Here is an 18,336-nt window from a genome sequence, read left to right on the forward strand (position 1 = left end):
CCCTCAGGCACCTCCCCCTCCCGCGGACGCCGGAGCGCCCCCGGCGCCGGAGGCCCCACCCGCCGCGCCCGCGCCCGGGGGCTGACCGCGTGCCCGCGCGGATGGATCCGGAGCGGTTCGACGAACTGGTTTCCGACGCGCTCGACCTGATCCCGCCCGGGCTGGCGGCGGCGATGGACAACGTCGTCGTTCTGGTCGACGACCGTCACCCCGAGGACGGCGACCTGCTGGGGCTGTATGAGGGGGTCGCCCTGACCGAACGTGACTCCGACTACGCCGGGTCGCTGCCGGATGCGATCACCATCTACCGCGAGGCGCTGCTGGACGTCTGCGAGTCCGACGACGAGGTGGTCGAGGAGGTGGCGATCACGGTGATCCACGAGATCGCCCACCACTTCGGCATCGACGACCACCGGCTGGAAGAACTGGGCTGGGCCTGACGACACCAGCCGTGCCGACTTTATGGGCGCGGCATCCCGGATTTGTCCGCGGCCGGTGCTATGAACGGCTTATGAGTGCTGACTGCCGCGACTGCCGGGTGGGCCTAGAGCACTGTCACGGCACCATCATTCGCCATGCCCTGCGCCGCTCGGAATGCACGGAGCCGGACTGCTTCAGTCCCGAGTTGTTGCCGCACGCCTTCGTCGTCGACTGCGACGCGGTCGGCTGCGAGTGCTGCGAATCCGTCGCGCTGGCCGTTTGATCGACGGTCAGCCCATCGGGTCGGTGCTCGAGTGCACCGCGTCCGCGACGGGCGTGGCGTCGGTCTCGGGGTAGAACGGCGGCGTCAGGGTTCCCCACCGCACGCAGCTCCACCGCCCGTCGGTGATGGGAGCCAGCACCACGGATTCGGCATTGTCCAGGTGGTTGTCCAGCGCGAAGCCGGCGTCCACCCCGGCCAGCACCGCGGCGGCCAGCCGGATCGCGGCGCCATGGCTGACGACGACGATGTCGCCGGTCCAGTCATGGTTGTCGAGGTAACGCAGCCGCAGGTCGGTGAGCACCGGCACATAGCGGTCCAGGACGTCGTTGCCGGTTTCCCCGCCGGGCAGCGGGGCGTCGAGGTCACCGTGGTGCCATTGCTCGTAGATCGCGTTGAACTCCGCGACCGCGTCGTCGTCGCTGCGGTCTTCCAGCGCGCCGACCTGGACCTCGTGGATGCCGGCCACCTCGGTGGCGTCCAACTTCAGCTCGCCCCCGATGACCGCGGCCGTCTGCGACGCGCGGATCGCCACCGAGTGAGCGAGCAGCGCCGGCCGTCCCGCGCCGTGGGCGAAGGCGCGGGCCTGGTCGCGGCCCAGCGGCGTCAGCTCCGCCCCGGGCGGCCGGGTGTCGAGCCTGCGCTCGACGTTGCCGTAGGACTGGCCGTGTCGCAGCAGCACCAGCCGGCCCGTCATAGCTCGCTCCCCCCGGCCGTGGTTTCCGGTTTGCCCTCTCGCAGCCGCGCCAGCCAGCGGGCCGCCTCGTCGGCAGGCGGCGGCAGCACGCCGGCGGGCGAGCCCGTCGGCCAAGATCCCAGGTATCGCACATCTGCACAACGCCGGTGCAGCGCTTTGAGTGCCTCGGCCACGGCGTCGTCGTCGATGTGGCCCACACAGTCGGCGAAGAACACGTACGTGCCCAGGGCCGTCCGGGTCGGGCGGGATTCGATCCGGGTCAAATCGATGCCGCGGATGCCGAATTCGGTCAGCGCGCCGAGCAGCGCACCGGGCGCGTTGTCGATGCGCAGCACCACCGACGTCCGGTCGGCGCCGGTGCGGGCCGGCGGCGGCCCCGGCAGGCCGACCAGGAGGAAGCGGGTGCAGGCGTTGGGCTCGTCGACCACACCGTCGGCCAGGGCGGCCAGCCCCCAATGGGTGGCGGCCAGCGGCGACGTCACCGCGGCATCGGCTTGCCCCTCGGCCACCTGACGCGCCGCGTCGGCGTTGGAGTACGCGGGCCGCAGCTCGGCGCCGGGCAGGTGGGTGGCGACCCAGTGCCGCACCTGCGCGGCGGCCACGGAAAATGCCGCCAGCGTGCGCACATCGCCGGCGGCGCGACCGGATTTGACGACGATCGTGAACGCGACATCCAGGGTCGTCTCGGCGAATACCTGCAGGGGCGAGCCGGTGGCCAGGCTGTCCAGGGTGGGGGTCACAGACCCGTCGATCGAGTTCTCGATGGGGACACACGCGTATTCGGCACTGCCATCGCGGACGGCGTCCAGCGCCGCGGCGGTGCTGTCCATCGGCAAGCGTCGGACCTCGCCGGGCCCCTGGCCGGGAATCAGGCCGGCGGCCGTGATCTGCAACAGCGCCGCCTCGGTGAAGGTCCCTTCCGGACCGAGATAAGCGATGCCGACCACGCCCCAACCCTAGCGGCGACCGGCGCCGGACGGCTCTTGCGGCATCCACGCCGTTGAGTTAACTTAGGCTTACCTAACTGAAGGAGAACGGTGTTACCGCTGACGTGCCCCGCCCCGACGACGGCCGAACGGATCCGCAGCGCGTGCGTACGCGCCGGCGGCGCGCTCCTGGCGCTGGAAGCCCCGCACGCGCGCCAGGATCCGGTCGTCACGCCCGTCCATCACCTGCTGCCCGACGGCTCGTTCGCGCTGGCGCTCCCGAATGCCGGGGACGGCCAACCCGACAGCGGCGTCGCCGGATCGCAGGCGCTCCTCGAGTTGACCGACTACGCACCGCTGCCGCTGCGGGAACCGGTGCGCTCGCTGGTGTGGGTACGCGGGCGCCTGCGCGAATTCCAGCCGACCGAGGTCGCCGCCACCGTCGACCAGATCGCCGCCGAGTGGCCGCACCCGGCCCTGCTCCAGGTCGACACCCCGCGGTGCGCGCCGTGGGACGGGCAGGAGCCGCGGTACACGCTGGTCCGGCTGGAGATCGCGTCCGTCGTCGTCACCGACGCCACCGGCGCCGAGCCCGTCAGCGTCGAGGCTCTCCTCGCGGCCCGGCCCGACCCGTTCTGTGAGATCGAGTCGAACCTGCTGTGGCATTTGGACACCGCCCACAGCGATGTGGTCGCGCGGCTGGTGTCCCGGCTCCCGGCGCCGTTGCGGCGCGGGCAGGTCCGCCCGCTCGGCCTGGACCGCTACGGTGTGCGATTCCGCGTCGAAGGCAAGGACCGCGACCACGACGTCCGGCTGCCGTTCCACAAGCCGGTGGACGACATGACCGGATTGAGCCAGGCCATCCGCGTGCTGATGGGGTGCCCGTTCATCAACGGCCTGCGCGCCCGCCGGTAGCCGAACCGGTCGTGTCGGGCCGCCCCGGCCGCGTACGTTAACCAGGTGAACGGCGATCGACCAGCGCAGCGGCCCGACCCGCGTACCGAGCCGTCGCCGGTGATTCGCCGCGGGGCGCGGCCTGCGACACCCGCAGAGCAGACCACGCCGCTGCGGCGGGCCACGCCCCCACCGCCCCCGTCGCCGCGCCCCGTGGACCCGCCGCGCCCCGTCCCACCGGCGCCGCGCACCCGTGAACCGGCCGGGCCGCCACCCCGGCCCACGCCGCCGGGCGCGCGGCGCCGACGCGGCTGGCGCCGCTGGACGCGGGCCCTCGCTTCGGCGCTGATGATCGGCGTCCTACTGGCCGGCATCGGGGCGGTGTGCGGGGCCGTGTGGTTCGACAGCAGGCTGCACCGCGACGACGTTCTCACCGACTACCCGGGACGCCCGGGAGCGGGCCGAGGGACGAACTGGTTGCTCGTCGGCTCCGACAGCCGCCAGGGTCTCACCCCCGAGCAGCAGGAGGCCCTGGCCACCGGCGGTGACATCGGCAGCAGCCGGACGGACACCATCCTGCTGGTACACCTGCCCGAGCCGTGGTCCGGTGGGCGGGTGGCGATGGTGTCGATACCGCGGGACTCCTACGTCCCCATTCCCGGCCATGGCAAGGACAAGATCAACGCGGCCTTTGCGATGGGCGGCCCCACCTTGCTGGTCCAGACGGTGGAGCAGGCCACCGGGTTGCGCCTCGACCACTACGCCGAGATCGGATTCGGCGGGTTCGCCGCCGTGGTCGACGCGCTGGGCGGGGTGACGGTGTGTCCGACGGCGCCGGTCAACGACCCGTTGGCCGGCATCGACCTGCCCGCGGGCTGCCAGAAACTCAACGGCCGCAACGCCCTCGGGTACGTCAGGACGCGCGACACCCCGCGCGCCGACCTGGACCGGATGGTCAACCAGCGGCAATTCGTCGCGGCGCTGCTGCGCGCCGCAGGCAGCCCCACGGTGTGGCTGAACCCGTGGCGCTGGTACTCGGTGCCGCGCGCGGTCGCCGACGCGCTGACCGTTGACCGCGGCGACCACGTATGGGACCTGGCCCGGCTCGGCTGGGGGCTGCACGGCTCGCCGACCACCGTGACCGTCCCGATCGGGGAGTTCAGCGACGGCGACGCCGGATCGGTGGTGGTGTGGAACCACGAGGAGGCCAGCCGGTTGTTCGAGGCGCTGGCCTCGGACGCGCCCGTGCCGACGACTCCGGCGGGCTAGTCGACGCGCTCGCCGGCGCGGCCGTTCTGCAGGTAGGCCTTCGTCCGGCCCGGGTGGTGGGTGGCAAGCCAGGCCACGCCGACGTCACGGCAGAAGTCGAGATCGTCGTACTCGTCGACATTCCAGCAGTACACGGCCCGGCCCTGGGCGATCGCGCGGTCAGCGAGCTGGGGATACTCCTTCAACGTCGCCAACGAAGGCCCGACGGCGGTGGCGCCGACGGCGGTGGCCGCGCCGCTGGTCAAGTAGCGCGCCGTCCTGCCGAGCAGGACGGTCGGCAGCAGCGGAGCGGCCCGCCGGATCCGCCAGACCGCGGCCGCCGAAAACGACATCACCACGGCGCGGGACCGGTCGGCGGAAGCCGGGGCGGCGATGCCGTAGCGGTGCAGCAGCGCCAGCAGCTTGGTTTCCACCAGCGAGCCGTACCGGACCGGGTGCTTGGTCTCGATGAAGAGCTTCACCGGGCGGCGCCAGTCCAGAACGAGCGAGACCAGAGCGTCCAGCGTCAGCAGGCTGGTGTCACCGTGGGTGCCGTCTTCACGCCAGCTGTCGTGCCACGCGCCGTACTCGAGCTCGCGCAGCTCGGCGAGGGTCGTCGTGCTGACCAAGCCGGCCCCGGTCGAGGTCCGGTCCAGCCGGCGATCGTGGACACAGACCAGGTGGCCGTCGCGGGTCAGGCGCACGTCGCATTCCACGCCGTCGGCGCCCTCTTTCAGGGCGAGATCGTAGGCGGCCAGCGTGTGTTCGGGCCGGGCGGCCGACGCGCCGCGGTGGGCTACCACAAAGGGGTGCCCGGCGAGCACCTCCTCGGCCCACGTCATACGCCTAATGCTGCCGCTTCCTGCCCCTCCAGCTCAACCGGGCGCGATGTCGGCGCCGGGTCGTCGGAGACCACGACCCAGCGGTGCGCGGGCCGCTCGACCGGTTTGCGCTCGAAGCCCTCGAAGACCCGGGCGGCCGCGGCCACCGTGAGCGCGGCGAGCAGATAGGCGAAAACCATCGTCATCGTGTTGTTGGCGATGCCCTGGGCGTCGCTGGCGAAGCTGGTGGCCATGGCGAAGACGGAGACCAGGTAGCTGGCGACCCATGCGATCCACCACTGCACGATGGGTCGACGTATCCGGCCGTAGTGCTCCTCCAGGATCGCCAGCTCGATGACGTAGACCGGGGCCCACAGCAGGTTGGCCAGCGGCACGACGCACCCGGCCCACAGCGTTCGCGTGGACCGCGGTTCGGGCAGACCGTGGTAGGCGAATACGGCGGCGCGTCGGGCGGTGAGCCAGCGGATCAGCATGACCCCGGAGGTGAACACCGCCGCGATCGCCGCCACGCTGGCCAGGATGCCGAGCCAGTCCGCTCCTGCGGCCACCCACGAGTTCAACAAGGTGTTCCGGTTGATGATCAGCAGCACGTACCGCACCGCGTAGACCAGGGCGGCGATGCCGAGGGTGAGCACGCTGACGAACAGCGTCATGCGGATCATCGGCGCGGACGGCGCATGTGTCTCCGCTTGGGCTGCCGCCGGCGTCTGCTCCACACGGTCGGTCAGGCCCCAGCGCGGCATCACCGCATAGCGCGGAGTGGGGCCGAGCGGCCGTCGGCCGTGCCTGGTGGGTGGAGCGGCGCCGGGACGGACCGCGATCCATCGGAAGCCCGGCGGCAGCCGCGGCGGGGTGCGCTGCCATCCCCGGGGCGCGGACGGCCGACTGGCCGGCGCGGCGCCGGGTGCGCCCCACCGCGGGTCGGGCGCCGGCGCGTCTGGCAAGGGTGCCATCAGCGCTCCCCGACAACGGGGACACCACTCGCGTTGCCGCTCGCGAACGTTCCACCGAGTGCCACATTGGGAGCACACCTGGATCACCGGACTAGCCTAGCCTCGCGACGATGCGCGCCGCGGGACGCGGCGGGCGGAGAAGCGGGGCAATTCAGCACCGCCTCGCGACGATGCGCGCCGCGGGACGCGGCGAGCGGGCTGGAGCGCGAGGCCGTCGGCTATCTAGTTCGCGGCTTGTGACTATCCACAGTTTCCACAGGTTTATCCACACGGCCATCGTGGGTAAGGACAGCATTACCACAGCGCTACCGGCCACCGGCGATTCCACATGTGGATAACACCGCGGTCTCACGGGCTCGTCATCGACAGCCCGCCATAGCCACCGAGCGAAATGGGTTGCCTTCCTAAGCACTCGGCGCGCGGCTTGAGTGACCGCCGGTCACATCCCCGCCCGGGTCTCCTCCGCCAATGCGCAGTTCAGTGCGTTGTTTTCCAAGCGCGGCTTGAGGCGCTATGATCGCGTTCGCGAAAAATTGTTTGTGACTCACCTCACTGTCGTGAGGTGAGGGGCGGGTGAAAGGCGATTGATGGCCACGCATTCGTTCGGTCCGGGTTCACCGGCCCCCTCGAGGTCGCACTCCGGCTCGCCCGCGTGGAACCACAGCTACAGCGTCGCCGCATTGCGCGCCGGGCTGATCGCCCTCGCGTTGCTGGCGGTTCTCATCCTCATCGTCTTGTCTTGACGGCCTTGGCTTGAGATCCCGTTAAGCGGGTATCCGGCGTCCGCGCCCCATTGCTGCCGTCCTTGCGGTGTGCCCGGTCATGGAGCAGGGTTGAATATGGCTGGCCGCCGCGTGGCAGCCCCGCGCGCATGAGCGCCAAGACGATAACCGAAGAAAGGAATGCCGTGGCCGTATACACCTTGCCCGACTTGGATTGGGACTACGGAGCGCTGGAACCGCACATCTCCGGCCAGATCAACGAGCTTCACCACGATAAGCACCACGCCACCTACGTCAATGGCGCCAACGCTGCCCTGGAAAAGCTCGAGGAGGCGCGCGCCAAGGACGACCACGCCGCGATCCTGCTGAACGAGAAGAACTTGGCGTTCAACCTGGGCGGTCACGTCAACCACACCATCTGGTGGAAGAACCTCTCCCCCAACGGTGGCGACAAGCCGACCGGTGAGCTCGCCGCAGCCATCGACGATGCCTTCGGGTCGTTCGACAACTTCCGCGCACAGTTCCACGCGGCCGCCACCACCGTGCAAGGGTCGGGCTGGGCCGCGCTCGGCTGGGACACGCTGGGCAACAAGCTGCTGATCTTCCAGGTGTACGACCACCAGTCCAACTTCCCGCTCGGGATCATCCCGTTGCTTCTGCTCGACATGTGGGAGCACGCGTTCTACCTGCAGTACAAGAACGTCAAGGTGGACTTCGCCAAGGCGTTCTGGAATGTCGTGAACTGGGCGGACGTCCAGGATCGCTACGCGGCGGCAACCTCGAAGACCACGGGGCTGATCGCCGGCTGAGTCAACATCGATCGGCAGGGGCGTCGCGCGGCTTGCGCGGCGCCCCTGTCGTTTGCTTGGCTTGGAATCGGGCATTCGGAGAACATGTGCGCCACTAGCCGTGTCGGCTTGCACGGTGCCGAACCCGCAGGCATGCTGAATCATTCGAGCTAACAGTGTGGTTAATCGGACGGAGGCGTCGCGCGGAGGTCGAAATGGAGACTGGGTCTGACCGCCCGATAGGGGTATCCCCTTTCCATGCTCGTGGTGCCCTGAAAGGGTTCGTGATCTCCGGGCGTTGGCCCGATTCGACCAAGGAGTGGGCCCAGCTGCTCATGGTCGCGGTCAGGGTGGCGTCGTTGCCCGGATTGCTCTCCACCACAACGGTGTTCGGCGCCCGGGAGGAGCTACCCGACGCGCCGGAGCCGGGCACCGTCGGCCTGGTGCTCGCCGAAGGCACGGTCTTCGGTGAATCGGCAATACAGCCAGGCTATTTCGCCGATCATCAGCCCCCGGCGCTGCTGATGTTGCATCCGCCCTCGGAGACCACGCCTTCCCTGCCGGAATGCAGCGGTGCGGCGTCGGGATGCGTCCTGCTCCCGGGATTGCCCTACCTGGGTCTCGAGCACCGGGCGGCCTGGGTGGAAGCCGAAGCCGACGGGACGATCACGTCCATGGTCAGCCGAGTCGGCGTCGACCCCATCTCCCACCCGGACACCGCCATTCTGGCGATGCTGCTTGCGGCATAACCGCTCGCCCGTCACGCGCGCCGACCCCACCGGGTTGAAGGGTTCGCGGTCACGGTCGGCCGGTTCGCGGGCGCGCCGCGGTGGCGCCGGTCGACGGCGGTCGCTCGCGAATTCCGTAACCGGCTTCAGCGCTGCGGGCCCGGCGAAAGAGCACGGTGCCGGGAGAGACACCTCGATGGAGAACGCCGATTCGCATTCCCGACACGGCCACGGCCACCGATTTCCGGACGCGCGACGGACTCGACAGCAAATAAGGCGTTAAGCAATCATAAATTGCTGCTCGGTTGCGGTACGACCACCCAGCACGTCCGCATATTACACTTCGCCGAGGACTCCGCCGCCGCCCCGCCACCGTGGGTTCGCGGTCCAATTCTGCGTATAACCTGTGAGTTTCGACTATTTAGTGGACACCTCAGCGAATCAGTTAGACGCTCGTAAAGTGTGGCATCGGCAAGCTTCAGCTACGCCCGGCCCGACTACGTGGGGGTTTGCACCTGGTTAGGCATACCAACCCTCGCTACCATGACCAGCAAATACACCTAGGTAATAGTTCACTTCTACAGCCAAGTGGAGGTCATATCCAATGAGCACGACGTTCGCTGCTCGCCTGAACCGCCTGTTCGACACGGTGTATCCCCCGGGACGCGGGCCGCACACCTCCGCGGAAGTGATCGCGGCGCTCAAGGCAGAGGGCGTCACGATGTCGGCTCCCTACCTCTCGCAGTTGCGGTCGGGGAACCGCACCAACCCGTCGGCGGCGACCATGGCCGCGTTGGCCAACTTCTTCCGCATCAAACCGGCCTACTTCACCGACGACGAGTACTACGAGAAGCTCGACAAGGAGTTGTCGTTGCTGGCCACGATGCGCGACGACGGGGTGCGCCGCATCGCCGTGCGCGCATCCGAGTTGTCCCCCGAGGCCCAGCACGAGGTCATGCAGCGGGTGAACGAGCTGCGCCGCGCGGAGCACTTGGACGCATAGCGCAAGGCCGCGCCGAACGCGGCCGCCGGCCCCGACCTGGAGGGCTCCCTCCCGCCCATTCCGATTAGGGTGAGGGAATGGGCCTGTTCCCCAAGCGAAAAAGTCGCGCGACGCGTCGCGCCGAAGCCCGTGCGATCAAGGCCCGCGCGAAGCTGGAGGCCAAGCTCGCCGCCAAGAACGAGACCCGCCGCTACAAGGCGGCCCAACGGGCCGAGGCCAAGGCCCTCAAAGCGCAGATCAAGGCCCAACGGGACAGCGACCGGACCGCGTTGAAAGTCGCCGAGACCGAGCTCAAAGCGGCGCGGGAAGGCAAGATCTTGTCGCCGTCGCGCATCAGGCGGACGCTGACCGTCTCCCGGTTGCTCGCGCCGATCCTCACGCCGGTCATCTATCGCGGCGCCGTCTCGGCGCGTGCGCTGATCGATCAGCGCCGCGCGGACCGACTCGGGATCCCGCTCGCCCAGATCGGGCAGTTCTCCGGCCACGGCGCGCAGCTGTCGGCCCGGATCGCCGGAGCGGAGAAGTCCCTGCGGGCCGTCCAGGACAAGAAACCCAAGGACGCCGAGACCAAACAGTTCGTGGCGGCCATCAGCGAACGGCTCACCGATCTGTCGGCGGCTGTCACCGCCGCGGAGAACATGCCGGCCGCGCGACGCCGGGCTGCCCATGCCGCGATCTCCTCGCAGCTCGACGGTATCGAGGCGGACCTGATGGCCCGGCTGGGTCTGGGCTGACCAGCGATGCACCGGCGCAGATTGTCGACGATGGCCCGCTTCCCGATCGCGGCGGCCGCCGCCATCGCGCTCTACCTCGGCGCGGCGGCGCACCTTCCGGCGGCGTGGGCGCACGTCCACGCCAGCAGCGACGACGCGGTGCGCGGCGCCGTGGCGGTCGTCACCTTTCAGGTCCCCAACGAATCCAACACGGGCGCGGTGACCACGGCGTTGAGCGTCGCCCTGCCCAACGTGGCCTCGGCGCGGGCGGAGAGCATGCCGGGGTGGACGGCCAAGCTCGACCGCGACGCGGCATCGGGCACCGTGCACTCGGTGACGTGGACGGCCGCGCCGGGCGGCGGGATCGGCGCCGACCAATTCGCGCTGTTCCGGCTCTCGGTGAAGCTGCCCGACACCGAGACCGTCAGCTTCCCGACCACGCAGACCTACTCCGACGGCACCGTCGTGAAGTGGGACCAGCCGCCGCAGCCCGGCGGCGGTGAGCCCGAATACCCGGCGCCCGCACTGACACTCGCCGCCGGACCCGTGGCATCGCACGACCACCACCCGGCGCAGCCGGCCGAGCACGCGACCGCGGCGCCGCAGCCCAGATCCGCGGACAACACCGCCCGGCTGCTGGGCGGGGCGGCCCTGGTGGTCGCCGCGTTGGGAGTCTTCATTGCGCTGATCCGCCGACGGGCATGAGGCGGTTGGCGACCGCCGCATGCGTCGGCGCCCTGCTGGTGATCGCCACCCTGACGGCACCGCCGGTCTCGGCGCACGCCGCTCGCATCGCCACCGATCCGGCCGACAACGCGGTCCTCACGACCGGGCCCGAGCGGGTGAGCGCCACCTTCAACGAACAGCTGCAGACCACGTTCGCGGCCATGACCGTCGTCGGGCCCGACGGCAACGTGTGGTCCGCCGGCGACCCCACCGTGCGGGGCGCGGTGGTCGGCATCGGCCTGCGACCGCTCGGGCCGGCCGGGACCTACACCGTGAACTACCGCGTGACCTCCGCCGACGGTCACGTGGTCTCCGGATCCTGGTCGTTTCGGTTGACGGTGCCGGGCACCGGCACGCCGGGACCCCCGGTGGGCGCCGGCCCGGCCGGTGGCCGGGACTCAGCGGTCCCGGTGTGGCCGTTCGTCGCGGTGGCGGCGCTGCTCGTCGCCGGCGGCGCCGTGTGGGCCCTGCGGCGCCGACCGTGACCGGCGGCCGAGGCGGTCGCGGCCGTGCTGGCATGATGGGTTCGAAGAACCCGCGTGGGCTAGAAAACTACTGAGGAAAGCTCAAGGAGCGGCCGCATGGCAGACCCGCAGGACCAACCCAACAGCGAACCCGACGGCGCATCGAACCCGCCGCCGGAGAAGCAGCCTCCGGCCAAGGCGGTCAAGAAGGCCGCGAAAGCTCCCGCGAAGAAAGCGCCCGCGAAAAAGGCACCCGCCAAGAAAGCACCCGCCAAGAAAGCTCCGGCGAAGAAGGCGCCCGCCAAGGCCGCCCAGCCCCCCGTAAAGGCCGCCGAGCCACCGCTCGAGGTGCAGCAGCGAATCGAAAGCAACGGTGACCTCGCGGCGGCCGCCAAAGATGCTGCGGCACAAGCCAAATCCACAGTCGACGCCGCCAACAACCCGGTTTCTCCCGACGTCCCGGCTTCGGTCCTGAGCCAGTCGCCGGTGCCGTTGATCGTAGCCCTGGCCGTCAGCCTGCTGGCGATCCTGTTGATCCGGCAGCTGCGGCGCCACTGACGGTAGTCCTAGCCGCTACCGTGTCAGACGTGACCGTGTCATTCCAGCCGACCGCCGACCTCGTCGACGACATCGGACCCGACGTGCGCAGTTGCGACGTCCAATTCCGCCAGTTCGGTGGCCGCCACCAATTCGCCGGGCCCATCAGCACGGTGCGCTGCTTCGAAGACAATGCGCTGCTGAAATCGGTGCTCTCCCAGCCGAGTGCGGGCGGTGTGCTGGTCATCGACGGCGGCGGTTCCCTGCACTCGGCGCTGGTCGGGGATGTCATCGCCGAACTGGCCCGCGCGAACGGCTGGGCCGGCCTGATCGTCCACGGGGCGGTGCGTGACGCCGCCGCGCTGCGCGGCCTCGACATCGGCATCAAGGCGCTGGGCACCAATCCCCGCAAGAGCACCAAGACCGGGGACGGCGAGCGCGACGTGGAGGTCACGTTGGGCGGGGTGACGTTCTCCCCGGGTGAGATCGCCTACAGCGACGACGACGGCATCGTCGTCGTCAAGCCCTAAACCGCAACCGCCGCACGCTTTTTCGCGAATCGCAGGCCTTCGTCGTCGACCTTGCCGCGCCGGATCGTGCGCATGTCGAAGAAGTAGTTCTGCTTGAGCCGCCATGGTGCGCGCGACCCCGACTTGGGCAGCAGGTGCATCGAGCGCTGGAAATAACCGGGGTTGAAGTCCATGAACGGCAGCTCGTCGACGTCAGCTCCTGGGTGCTGCGGCTCGACGAAGTCAAATCCCTTGTCGTCCATGTAGTTCAGCAGCCGACAGACGAACTCCGAGACCAGGTCGGCCTTCAGCGTCCACGATGCGTTGGTGTAGCCGAAGGTGATCGCGAAGTTCGGCACCCCGGAGAACATCAGGCCCTTGTAGGTCATCAACGACGTCAGCTCGATCGGTTCACCGTTTCGGGTTGGCCGCACCCCGCCCAGCAACTGCATGTTCAATCCCGTTGCGGTGATGATGATGTCGGCTTGCAGTTCCTCGCCCGAGGTGAGCCTGATCCCGGTCTTGGTTAACCGGTCGATGGTGTCGGTGACGACGTCGGCCTTGCCGTGCCGGATGGTGCGGAAGAAGTCGCCGTCGGGGGCCAGGCACAGCCGCTGATCCCAGACGTTGTACCGGGGACCGAAGTGCTTTTCGACGTCGTAGCCCTCGGGCAGGCGCCGCTTGGCCATGGTCATCAGCGTCTTGCGCATGTAGGCCGGGCGCTTCCGCGACAGCTGGTACTGGAAGGTGCTGAAGGCGATGGCTTTCCAGCGATTCGCGATGTGCGCCAAGCGGCCCGGCAACAGCCGGTTGGTCTGCTCGGCGAACGGGTCGACCCCGGGCAGCGAGCCGATGTAGGTCGGCGAGCGCTGCAGCATCGTGACGTGGCCGGAGCCCGTGTTCACCAGGGCCGGGATCAGCGTGATCGCGGTGGCCCCGGAGCCGATGACGACGATCTTCTTGCCCGTGTAGTCCAGGTCCTCCGGCCAGTGCTGCGGATGGACGATCCCGCCCTCGAAGTCCTCGGCGCCCGGGAAGGTGGGCGAATACCCCTCGTCGTAGTTGTAGTAGCCGGTGCACGCGAACAGGAAGGAGCAGGTCAGCTCGCGCTGCTCCCCATCGGACTCGACGGTCAGGGTCCAGCGGTTGTCGGCGTCGGACCAATCCGCGGCCACGACGCGCTGGCGGTAGCGGATGTGCCGGTCGATCTTGTTCTCGACCGCGGCCTCCCTGATGTACTGCTTGATGTCGGCGCCCTCGGCGATCGACTTCGCCGAGTGCCAGGGCTTGAACCGGAAGCCGAGGGTGAACATGTCGGAGTCGGACCGAATGCCCGGGTATTTGAACAGGTCCCAGGTGCCGCCCAGGTCGTCGCGGCGTTCGAGGATCGCGTAGCTCTTGGTCGGGCAACGCTCCTGCAGGTGCCACGCCGCGCTGATCCCGGAAATGCCGGCGCCCACGATGATCACGTCAAGGTGCTCAGTCATCCCGCCACGCTATCAACGCCCTGTCGATGTAGTCAACGCTGTGTCGAAAGTTTCGACGCTGTGTAAAGTAGCGGGCGTGACTACCGCCGGCCAGACCCGCGCCCTGCGCGGCCGCCGCACCGTCCGCCCCTCGGGCGACGACCGCGAGCAGGCGATCCTCGCGACCGCAGAACGGCTGCTGGAGCAGCGCTCGTTCACCGACATCTCCGTCGACGACCTGGCCAAGGGGGCGGGCCTGTCGCGTCCGACGTTCTACTTCTATTTCAAGTCCAAGGAGGCGGTGCTGCTCTCACTGCTCGAGCCGGTGATCGCGCGCGCCGACTCCGAGTTCGACGGCGCCGTGCAGCGACTCCCGGAGGATCCCCGCCGGGTGTGGCGTAACGGCATCAAGGCGTTCTTCATGGCGTTCAGTTCACACCGCCGGCTGGCCCGCGCCGCTACCGAGGCGCTGGCCACGAGCTCCGAGTTGCGCGTCGTCTGGCTGGGGTTCATGCAGAAGTGGATCGACCAGACGGCGGCGATGATCGCCGCCGAACGCGCTCGCGGCGCCGCTCCGGAGACGATTCCGGCGGTAGACCTCGCGACCTCGCTGAACCAGATGAACGAGCGCACGATGATGGCCGCGCTGTCCGCCGAGACGCCGGCGGTGGACGAGGACCGGGTGGTCGACACCCTCACCCACATCTGGGTGACCAGCATCTACGGCGAATCGGGCTAAGTGGCGATCGCAAGCGTGGCGTAGCCGGGCGAAGTCCCCCGCAAGCGGGAGGTGCCCCCAGGTCGCCACCATCGGATGGCGTCACCCGCCCGTGCGAACATATGTTCGTGCGGTGCGATGCGTCCATCCTGCACGCGGACCTGGATTCCTTCTACGCGTCCGTCGAACAGCGCGACGACCCGACGTTGCGGGGCCGCCCCGTGATCGTCGGGGGCGGGGTGGTGCTCGCCGCCAGCTACGAGGCGAAGGCCTACGGCGTCCGCACCGCGATGGGCGGCGGCCAGGCCCGACGGCTGTGCCCGCACGCCGCCGTGGTGCCGCCGCGGATGCGGGCCTACAGCCGCGCCAGCGAGGCGGTGTTCGCGGTTTTCCGCGACTGCACGCCGATCGTGGAACCGCTCTCGGTGGACGAGGCGTTTCTCGACGTCGGTGGGCTGCGCCGGGTCTCCGGGACGCCGGTGCAGATCGGGGCGCGGCTGCGTGCCGACGTGCGCGAGCGGGTCGGGCTGCCCATCACGGTGGGCATCGCCCGGACGAAGTTCCTCGCCAAGGTGGCCAGCCAGGAGGCCAAGCCGGACGGGCTGTTGCTGGTGCCGCCCGACCAGGAGCTGGCCTTCCTGCACCCGCTGCCGGTGCGGCGGCTGTGGGGCGTCGGCGCCAAAACGGCCGACAGACTTCACGCCCACGGTCTGCTGACCGTCGCCGACGTGGCCGAGCTGAGCGAGTTGACGCTGGCCTCGCTGCTGGGCGGTGCCATGGGCCGCCAGCTGTTCGCGCTGTCCCGCAACATCGATCGCCGCCGGGTGACCACCGGTGCGCGCCGCCGGTCGGTGGGAGCGCAACGGGCGCTCGGCCGCGACGGCAACACCATGTCACCCGCCGAGATCGACGCGGTGGTGGTCAACCTGATCGACCGCATCACCGGCCGGATGCGCGCCGCCGGGCGCACCGGGCGCACGGTGACGCTGCGCCTGCGGTTCGACGACTTCGGCCGGGCGACGCGGTCGCGGACGCTGCCCTGGGCGACGTCCTCGACGCAGCCGATCCTGGCGGCCGCGCGGCGGCTGGTCGCGGCGGCCGCACCGCTGATCGCGCAGCGCGGGCTCACGCTGGTCGGCTTCACGGTGTCGGGCATCGACCGCACCGGCGCTCAGCAACTGATGCTGCCGATTGACCGGGAATCGCTCGCGGTAGACGCCGCCGTCGACCAGGTGCGTGAGCGCTTCGGCAAATCCGCCGTGATGCGCGGCGTGTTGATCGGCCGCGATCTGGGTACAGAAATGCCGCACCTTCCCGACTGACCGATCCCGGCGCGCCAGCTAATTCGCCTCCGCTGCAGACCTTTTCGATGTTTTGAAGTTGATGTGAAAGGCATGAGACGGCGGCTTGCCCGACGTCCTGCTTGTTAGGGTGGCGAAAGACCCGACCTCGAAAGCGAGTAACCGAACACAATGCCGCCGCTGGACAAAGCCCGCGAAAGCGGACCGCCCCGCGATGGCCTCCTCCTCGGTTACAGCGCGATACTCGCGTTGTCTGCGGGCTTCGTCAACGCGGTGGCGCTGCTGATCCTGGCCATGCCCGTCGGCAACCTGACCGCGATCACCACCCAGCTGGGCATGAACACCGCCAACCCCTGGCTCTATGAGGGCCACGTCCTCGGAGCGATCTTCGTGGGCTTCCTGACGGGCGCGACCATAGCCGGGGCGATCCTCGCTCCCACCGAAGCCCCCGCGGGTCCACGCCACGCCGCCGTGCTGTTCCTCGAGGCCGCGCTGCTCGTGCTCGCCGCCGCCGGCGTCGAGGAAACGGTGGTCAAGGCTCAGATCAATGCACTCGGGATCGAGCAGACGGCCGTACAGGCGCTGTTCGCCGCCATGGCACTCGGCCTGCAAAACGCCATGACCTCAAGCTTCCGAGGCATGGCGATCCGCACCACCCACTTCACCGGAACCGTCACCGACCTCGGGCTCATCCTCGGCCGCAGCCGGCAACACGGGATTCAGAAGTTGAAGACCGCCATCCTGGCGACGACGCTCGTGCTGTTTCTCGGAGGCGGCGTAGCCGGGATCGTGTTCGGTGCCGAATTGGGCGGCTACTCCCTGCTCATCCCGGCCGCAACCTGTGCCACCGTCGCCGGCGCCAACCTGCTGCAAAGCAAGCGCCGCGGCGACGAACCGGTTCCCCAAGACGCGGAGACGGTGTCGGTCTGAGCCGTCTCAGTTCGACCCCGTCCACTCCAGCAGCTTCTCGCCCGGCCAGGCGTTGACGATGCGTTCGACGGGCACGTCGTTGTCCACCGCACGCTGCGCGCCGTAGCCCAGGAAGTCCAGCTGGCCGGGCGCGTGCGCGTCGGTGTTGATGCTGAACAGGCAGCCGATGTCCAGCGCCAACTGGAGCAGGCGGGTCGGTGGGTCGCGCCGTTCGGGGCGAGAGTTGATCTCCACCGCGGTGCCATGGTCGCGGCAGGCGGTGAACACCGCTTCCGCGTCGAACTTCGATTCCGGCCGGATGCCGCGGTTTCCGGAGACGAGCCGCCCGGTGCAGTGGCCCAGCACGTCGGCGTGCGGATTGGAGACGGCCCGGACCATGCGCCGCGTCATCGCCGCGGCATCCATCGACAGCTTCGAGTGGACGCTGACCACGACGACGTCGAGGCGTTCGAGCAGCTCGGGCTCTTGGTCGAGCCCACCGTCCTCGAGGATGTCCACCTCGATCCCGGTGAGGATGCGCATCGGGGCGAACTGGTCACGCAGCCTGTCGATGACGTCGAGCTGCGCGCGCAGCCGTTCCGGCGACAGCCCGTTGGCGATCGTCAGCCGCGGCGAATGGTCGGTCAGTGCACAGTACTCGTGCCCCAGCGCCGACGCGGTCGCCATCATCTCGTCGATCGGCGCAGACCCGTCCGACCAGTTCGAGTGCAGATGCAGGTCGCCGCGCAACGCCGCGCGAATGTCACCTCCGCCGAGATCCTCCGCGGCCGAACGCAATTCGACGAGAACGTCGGGCTCGCGGCCGGACCAGGCCTGGTCGATCACCTTCGCGGTCTTGGGCCCGATGCCGGGCAATGACTGCCAGCTGTTGGCCTGGCCGTGCCGTTCCCGCGCCGCCTCGTCGAGACCCTCGATGATGTCGGCGGCGTTGCGATAGGCCATCACGCGCCGGGGATCGTGGCGGCTGCGGTCCTTGTAGTAGGCGATCTGCCGCAAGGCCTCGACGGGATCCATGGTTCCAGTGTGCCTGGCCCCGTCAAAGCAACTGACCGGCGACGAATCCGGCGAGCAACACACCGAAGCCCCCGATCTCGCCGGCGATGAGCAACGCCATGACCAGCCCGGTCCCGGGGGCTGGATCCGCGAATTGGTTGACGGTGTCGCGGCGCACCCCGTGTCCGATGTAGCTCAGGATGGCGCCCACGAAGAAAAAGACGACCACGCCGGCAGCCGTCAGGTTGACCCACGTCGGCCAGGCACTGAGCTCGACGAAGACGGCCAGCAACAGCGTCGCGAACGAGTAGAGCAACGCCGCCCGGTGCGCGATGTCGACGTAGGGATGGGCGCGGTGGTCGGCGGCGGCCATGATCTGCCGGTACTTCCACACCCCGAGGATCAGCGCGAGCAGAAAGATCAGGCCGGCCGCCAGCAGGGTGACCTTGGTGTCGAGTCCGAGGGAGTAGCTCATCGC

Annotated in this window: 22 protein-coding genes and 1 pseudogene; 16 read left to right on the forward strand and 7 right to left on the reverse strand. The window is 69.3% G+C overall.

From position 1 onward, the window contains the following. The first annotated feature begins 89 nt into the window (after positions 1-89). Together AWC03_RS09080 and AWC03_RS09085 are read left to right on the forward strand one after the other, a co-directional pair. A pseudogene (locus tag AWC03_RS09080) lies at positions 90-515 on the forward strand (metallopeptidase family protein). After that, positions 512-703 (forward strand): hypothetical protein, encoded by a 192-nt coding sequence (locus AWC03_RS09085; RefSeq protein ID WP_085240187.1) that lies wholly within the window; start codon positions 512-514, stop codon positions 701-703. Before AWC03_RS09080 ends, AWC03_RS09085 begins: the two are co-directional and overlap by 4 nt. Positions 704-710: 7 nt before the next feature. Here AWC03_RS09085 and AWC03_RS09090 read toward each other — a convergent pair whose 3' ends face one another. Both AWC03_RS09090 and pheA read right to left on the reverse strand, forming a co-directional pair. Beyond that, entirely contained in the window at positions 711-1,397 is a 687-nt protein-coding gene (locus AWC03_RS09090; protein WP_085240188.1) for a histidine phosphatase family protein, read from the reverse strand. Beyond that, the gene (gene pheA / locus AWC03_RS09095) at positions 1,394-2,344 is read right to left on the reverse strand and encodes a prephenate dehydratase (protein WP_085240189.1); all 951 of its coding nucleotides are present in this window, start codon (positions 2,342-2,344) and stop codon (positions 1,394-1,396) included. The genes AWC03_RS09090 and pheA overlap by 4 nt, the downstream gene beginning before the upstream one ends. Positions 2,345-2,434: 90 nt before the next feature. On the opposite strand from pheA, the gene AWC03_RS09100 reads away from it, so the two are divergent. After that, a complete protein-coding gene (locus AWC03_RS09100; RefSeq protein WP_085240190.1) occupies positions 2,435-3,238 on the forward strand; it encodes a DUF2470 domain-containing protein in 804 nt (267 codons plus the stop codon). Between the two features lie 45 nt (positions 3,239-3,283). Then, a complete protein-coding gene (locus AWC03_RS09105; RefSeq protein WP_085240191.1) occupies positions 3,284-4,486 on the forward strand; it encodes an LCP family protein in 1,203 nt (400 codons plus the stop codon). On the opposite strand, the gene AWC03_RS09110 is transcribed toward AWC03_RS09105, so the two are convergent. Continuing rightward, entirely contained in the window at positions 4,483-5,307 is an 825-nt protein-coding gene (locus AWC03_RS09110) for a glycerophosphodiester phosphodiesterase (RefSeq protein WP_085240192.1), read from the reverse strand. The two genes, AWC03_RS09105 and AWC03_RS09110, sit on opposite strands and share 4 nt — an antisense overlap. After that, positions 5,304-6,347, reverse strand: coding sequence for a DUF4328 domain-containing protein (locus AWC03_RS09115; protein WP_085240193.1), 1,044 nt, complete (start codon positions 6,345-6,347; stop codon positions 5,304-5,306). Before AWC03_RS09115 ends, AWC03_RS09110 begins: the two co-directional genes overlap by 4 nt. 500 nt (positions 6,348-6,847) lie before the next feature. Between AWC03_RS09115 and AWC03_RS27445 the strand changes: the two genes are divergently transcribed. The 9 genes from AWC03_RS27445 to rraA all read left to right on the forward strand — a co-directional run bounded on the left by AWC03_RS27445 (position 6,848) and on the right by rraA (position 12,471). Beyond that, a complete protein-coding gene (locus tag AWC03_RS27445; protein ID WP_169716514.1) occupies positions 6,848-7,003 on the forward strand; it encodes a hypothetical protein in 156 nt (51 codons plus the stop codon). A gap of 164 nt (positions 7,004-7,167) precedes the next feature. Beyond that, positions 7,168-7,791, forward strand: coding sequence for a superoxide dismutase (locus AWC03_RS09120; protein ID WP_085240229.1), 624 nt, complete (start codon positions 7,168-7,170; stop codon positions 7,789-7,791). A gap of 194 nt (positions 7,792-7,985) precedes the next feature. After that, positions 7,986-8,519 (forward strand): peptidase, encoded by a 534-nt coding sequence (locus tag AWC03_RS09125; RefSeq protein WP_067925804.1) that lies wholly within the window; start codon positions 7,986-7,988, stop codon positions 8,517-8,519. Positions 8,520-9,102: 583 nt separating this feature from the next. After that, positions 9,103-9,501, forward strand: a complete 399-nt coding sequence (locus tag AWC03_RS09130) for a helix-turn-helix domain-containing protein (protein ID WP_085240194.1) — start codon at positions 9,103-9,105, stop codon at positions 9,499-9,501. Positions 9,502-9,578: 77 nt separating this feature from the next. Next, positions 9,579-10,235, forward strand: a complete 657-nt coding sequence (locus tag AWC03_RS09135; protein ID WP_085240195.1) for a DUF6474 family protein — start codon at positions 9,579-9,581, stop codon at positions 10,233-10,235. A 30-nt stretch (positions 10,236-10,265) separates the two neighbouring features. Next, on the forward strand, positions 10,266-10,919 hold the full coding sequence (locus AWC03_RS09140) for a YcnI family protein (RefSeq protein ID WP_167542643.1): 654 nt from the start codon (positions 10,266-10,268) through the stop codon (positions 10,917-10,919). Next, entirely contained in the window at positions 10,916-11,425 is a 510-nt protein-coding gene (locus AWC03_RS09145) for a copper resistance CopC family protein (RefSeq protein ID WP_085240197.1), read from the forward strand. Before AWC03_RS09140 ends, AWC03_RS09145 begins: the two co-directional genes overlap by 4 nt. Before the next feature lie 96 nt (positions 11,426-11,521). Next, positions 11,522-11,962 (forward strand): Rv3852 family protein, encoded by a 441-nt coding sequence (locus tag AWC03_RS28105; RefSeq protein WP_085240198.1) that lies wholly within the window; start codon positions 11,522-11,524, stop codon positions 11,960-11,962. A 29-nt stretch (positions 11,963-11,991) separates the two neighbouring features. Further along, a complete protein-coding gene (rraA, locus tag AWC03_RS09155) occupies positions 11,992-12,471 on the forward strand; it encodes a ribonuclease E activity regulator RraA (protein ID WP_085240199.1) in 480 nt (159 codons plus the stop codon). On the opposite strand, the gene AWC03_RS09160 is transcribed toward rraA, so the two are convergent. Further along, on the reverse strand, positions 12,468-13,937 hold the full coding sequence (locus AWC03_RS09160) for a flavin-containing monooxygenase (protein WP_085240200.1): 1,470 nt from the start codon (positions 13,935-13,937) through the stop codon (positions 12,468-12,470). The two genes, rraA and AWC03_RS09160, sit on opposite strands and share 4 nt — an antisense overlap. Before the next feature lie 76 nt (positions 13,938-14,013). Between AWC03_RS09160 and AWC03_RS09165 the strand changes: the two genes are divergently transcribed. From AWC03_RS09165 to AWC03_RS09175, 3 genes are all read left to right on the forward strand, one after another. Further along, positions 14,014-14,655, forward strand: coding sequence for a TetR/AcrR family transcriptional regulator (locus AWC03_RS09165; protein ID WP_085240201.1), 642 nt, complete (start codon positions 14,014-14,016; stop codon positions 14,653-14,655). Between the two features lie 101 nt (positions 14,656-14,756). Then, on the forward strand, positions 14,757-15,956 hold the full coding sequence (gene dinB, locus AWC03_RS09170; RefSeq protein ID WP_085240202.1) for a DNA polymerase IV: 1,200 nt from the start codon (positions 14,757-14,759) through the stop codon (positions 15,954-15,956). Between the two features lie 150 nt (positions 15,957-16,106). Continuing rightward, positions 16,107-16,865 (forward strand): YoaK family protein, encoded by a 759-nt coding sequence (locus tag AWC03_RS09175; protein ID WP_085240203.1) that lies wholly within the window; start codon positions 16,107-16,109, stop codon positions 16,863-16,865. A gap of 6 nt (positions 16,866-16,871) precedes the next feature. Here AWC03_RS09175 and AWC03_RS09180 read toward each other — a convergent pair whose 3' ends face one another. Then, positions 16,872-17,879 carry a PHP domain-containing protein gene (locus AWC03_RS09180; protein WP_085240204.1) on the reverse strand — a complete coding sequence of 336 codons (1,008 nt, stop codon included), beginning with the start codon at positions 17,877-17,879 and terminating at the stop codon, positions 16,872-16,874. Between the two features lie 22 nt (positions 17,880-17,901). Then, positions 17,902-18,333, reverse strand: a complete 432-nt coding sequence (locus AWC03_RS09185) for a hypothetical protein (protein WP_085240205.1) — start codon at positions 18,331-18,333, stop codon at positions 17,902-17,904. Between the last annotated feature and the right edge of the window lie 3 nt (positions 18,334-18,336).

Origin of the sequence: Mycobacterium europaeum, assembly GCF_002102155.1 — a bacterium.
Lineage (GTDB): Bacteria > Actinomycetota > Actinomycetes > Mycobacteriales > Mycobacteriaceae > Mycobacterium > Mycobacterium europaeum.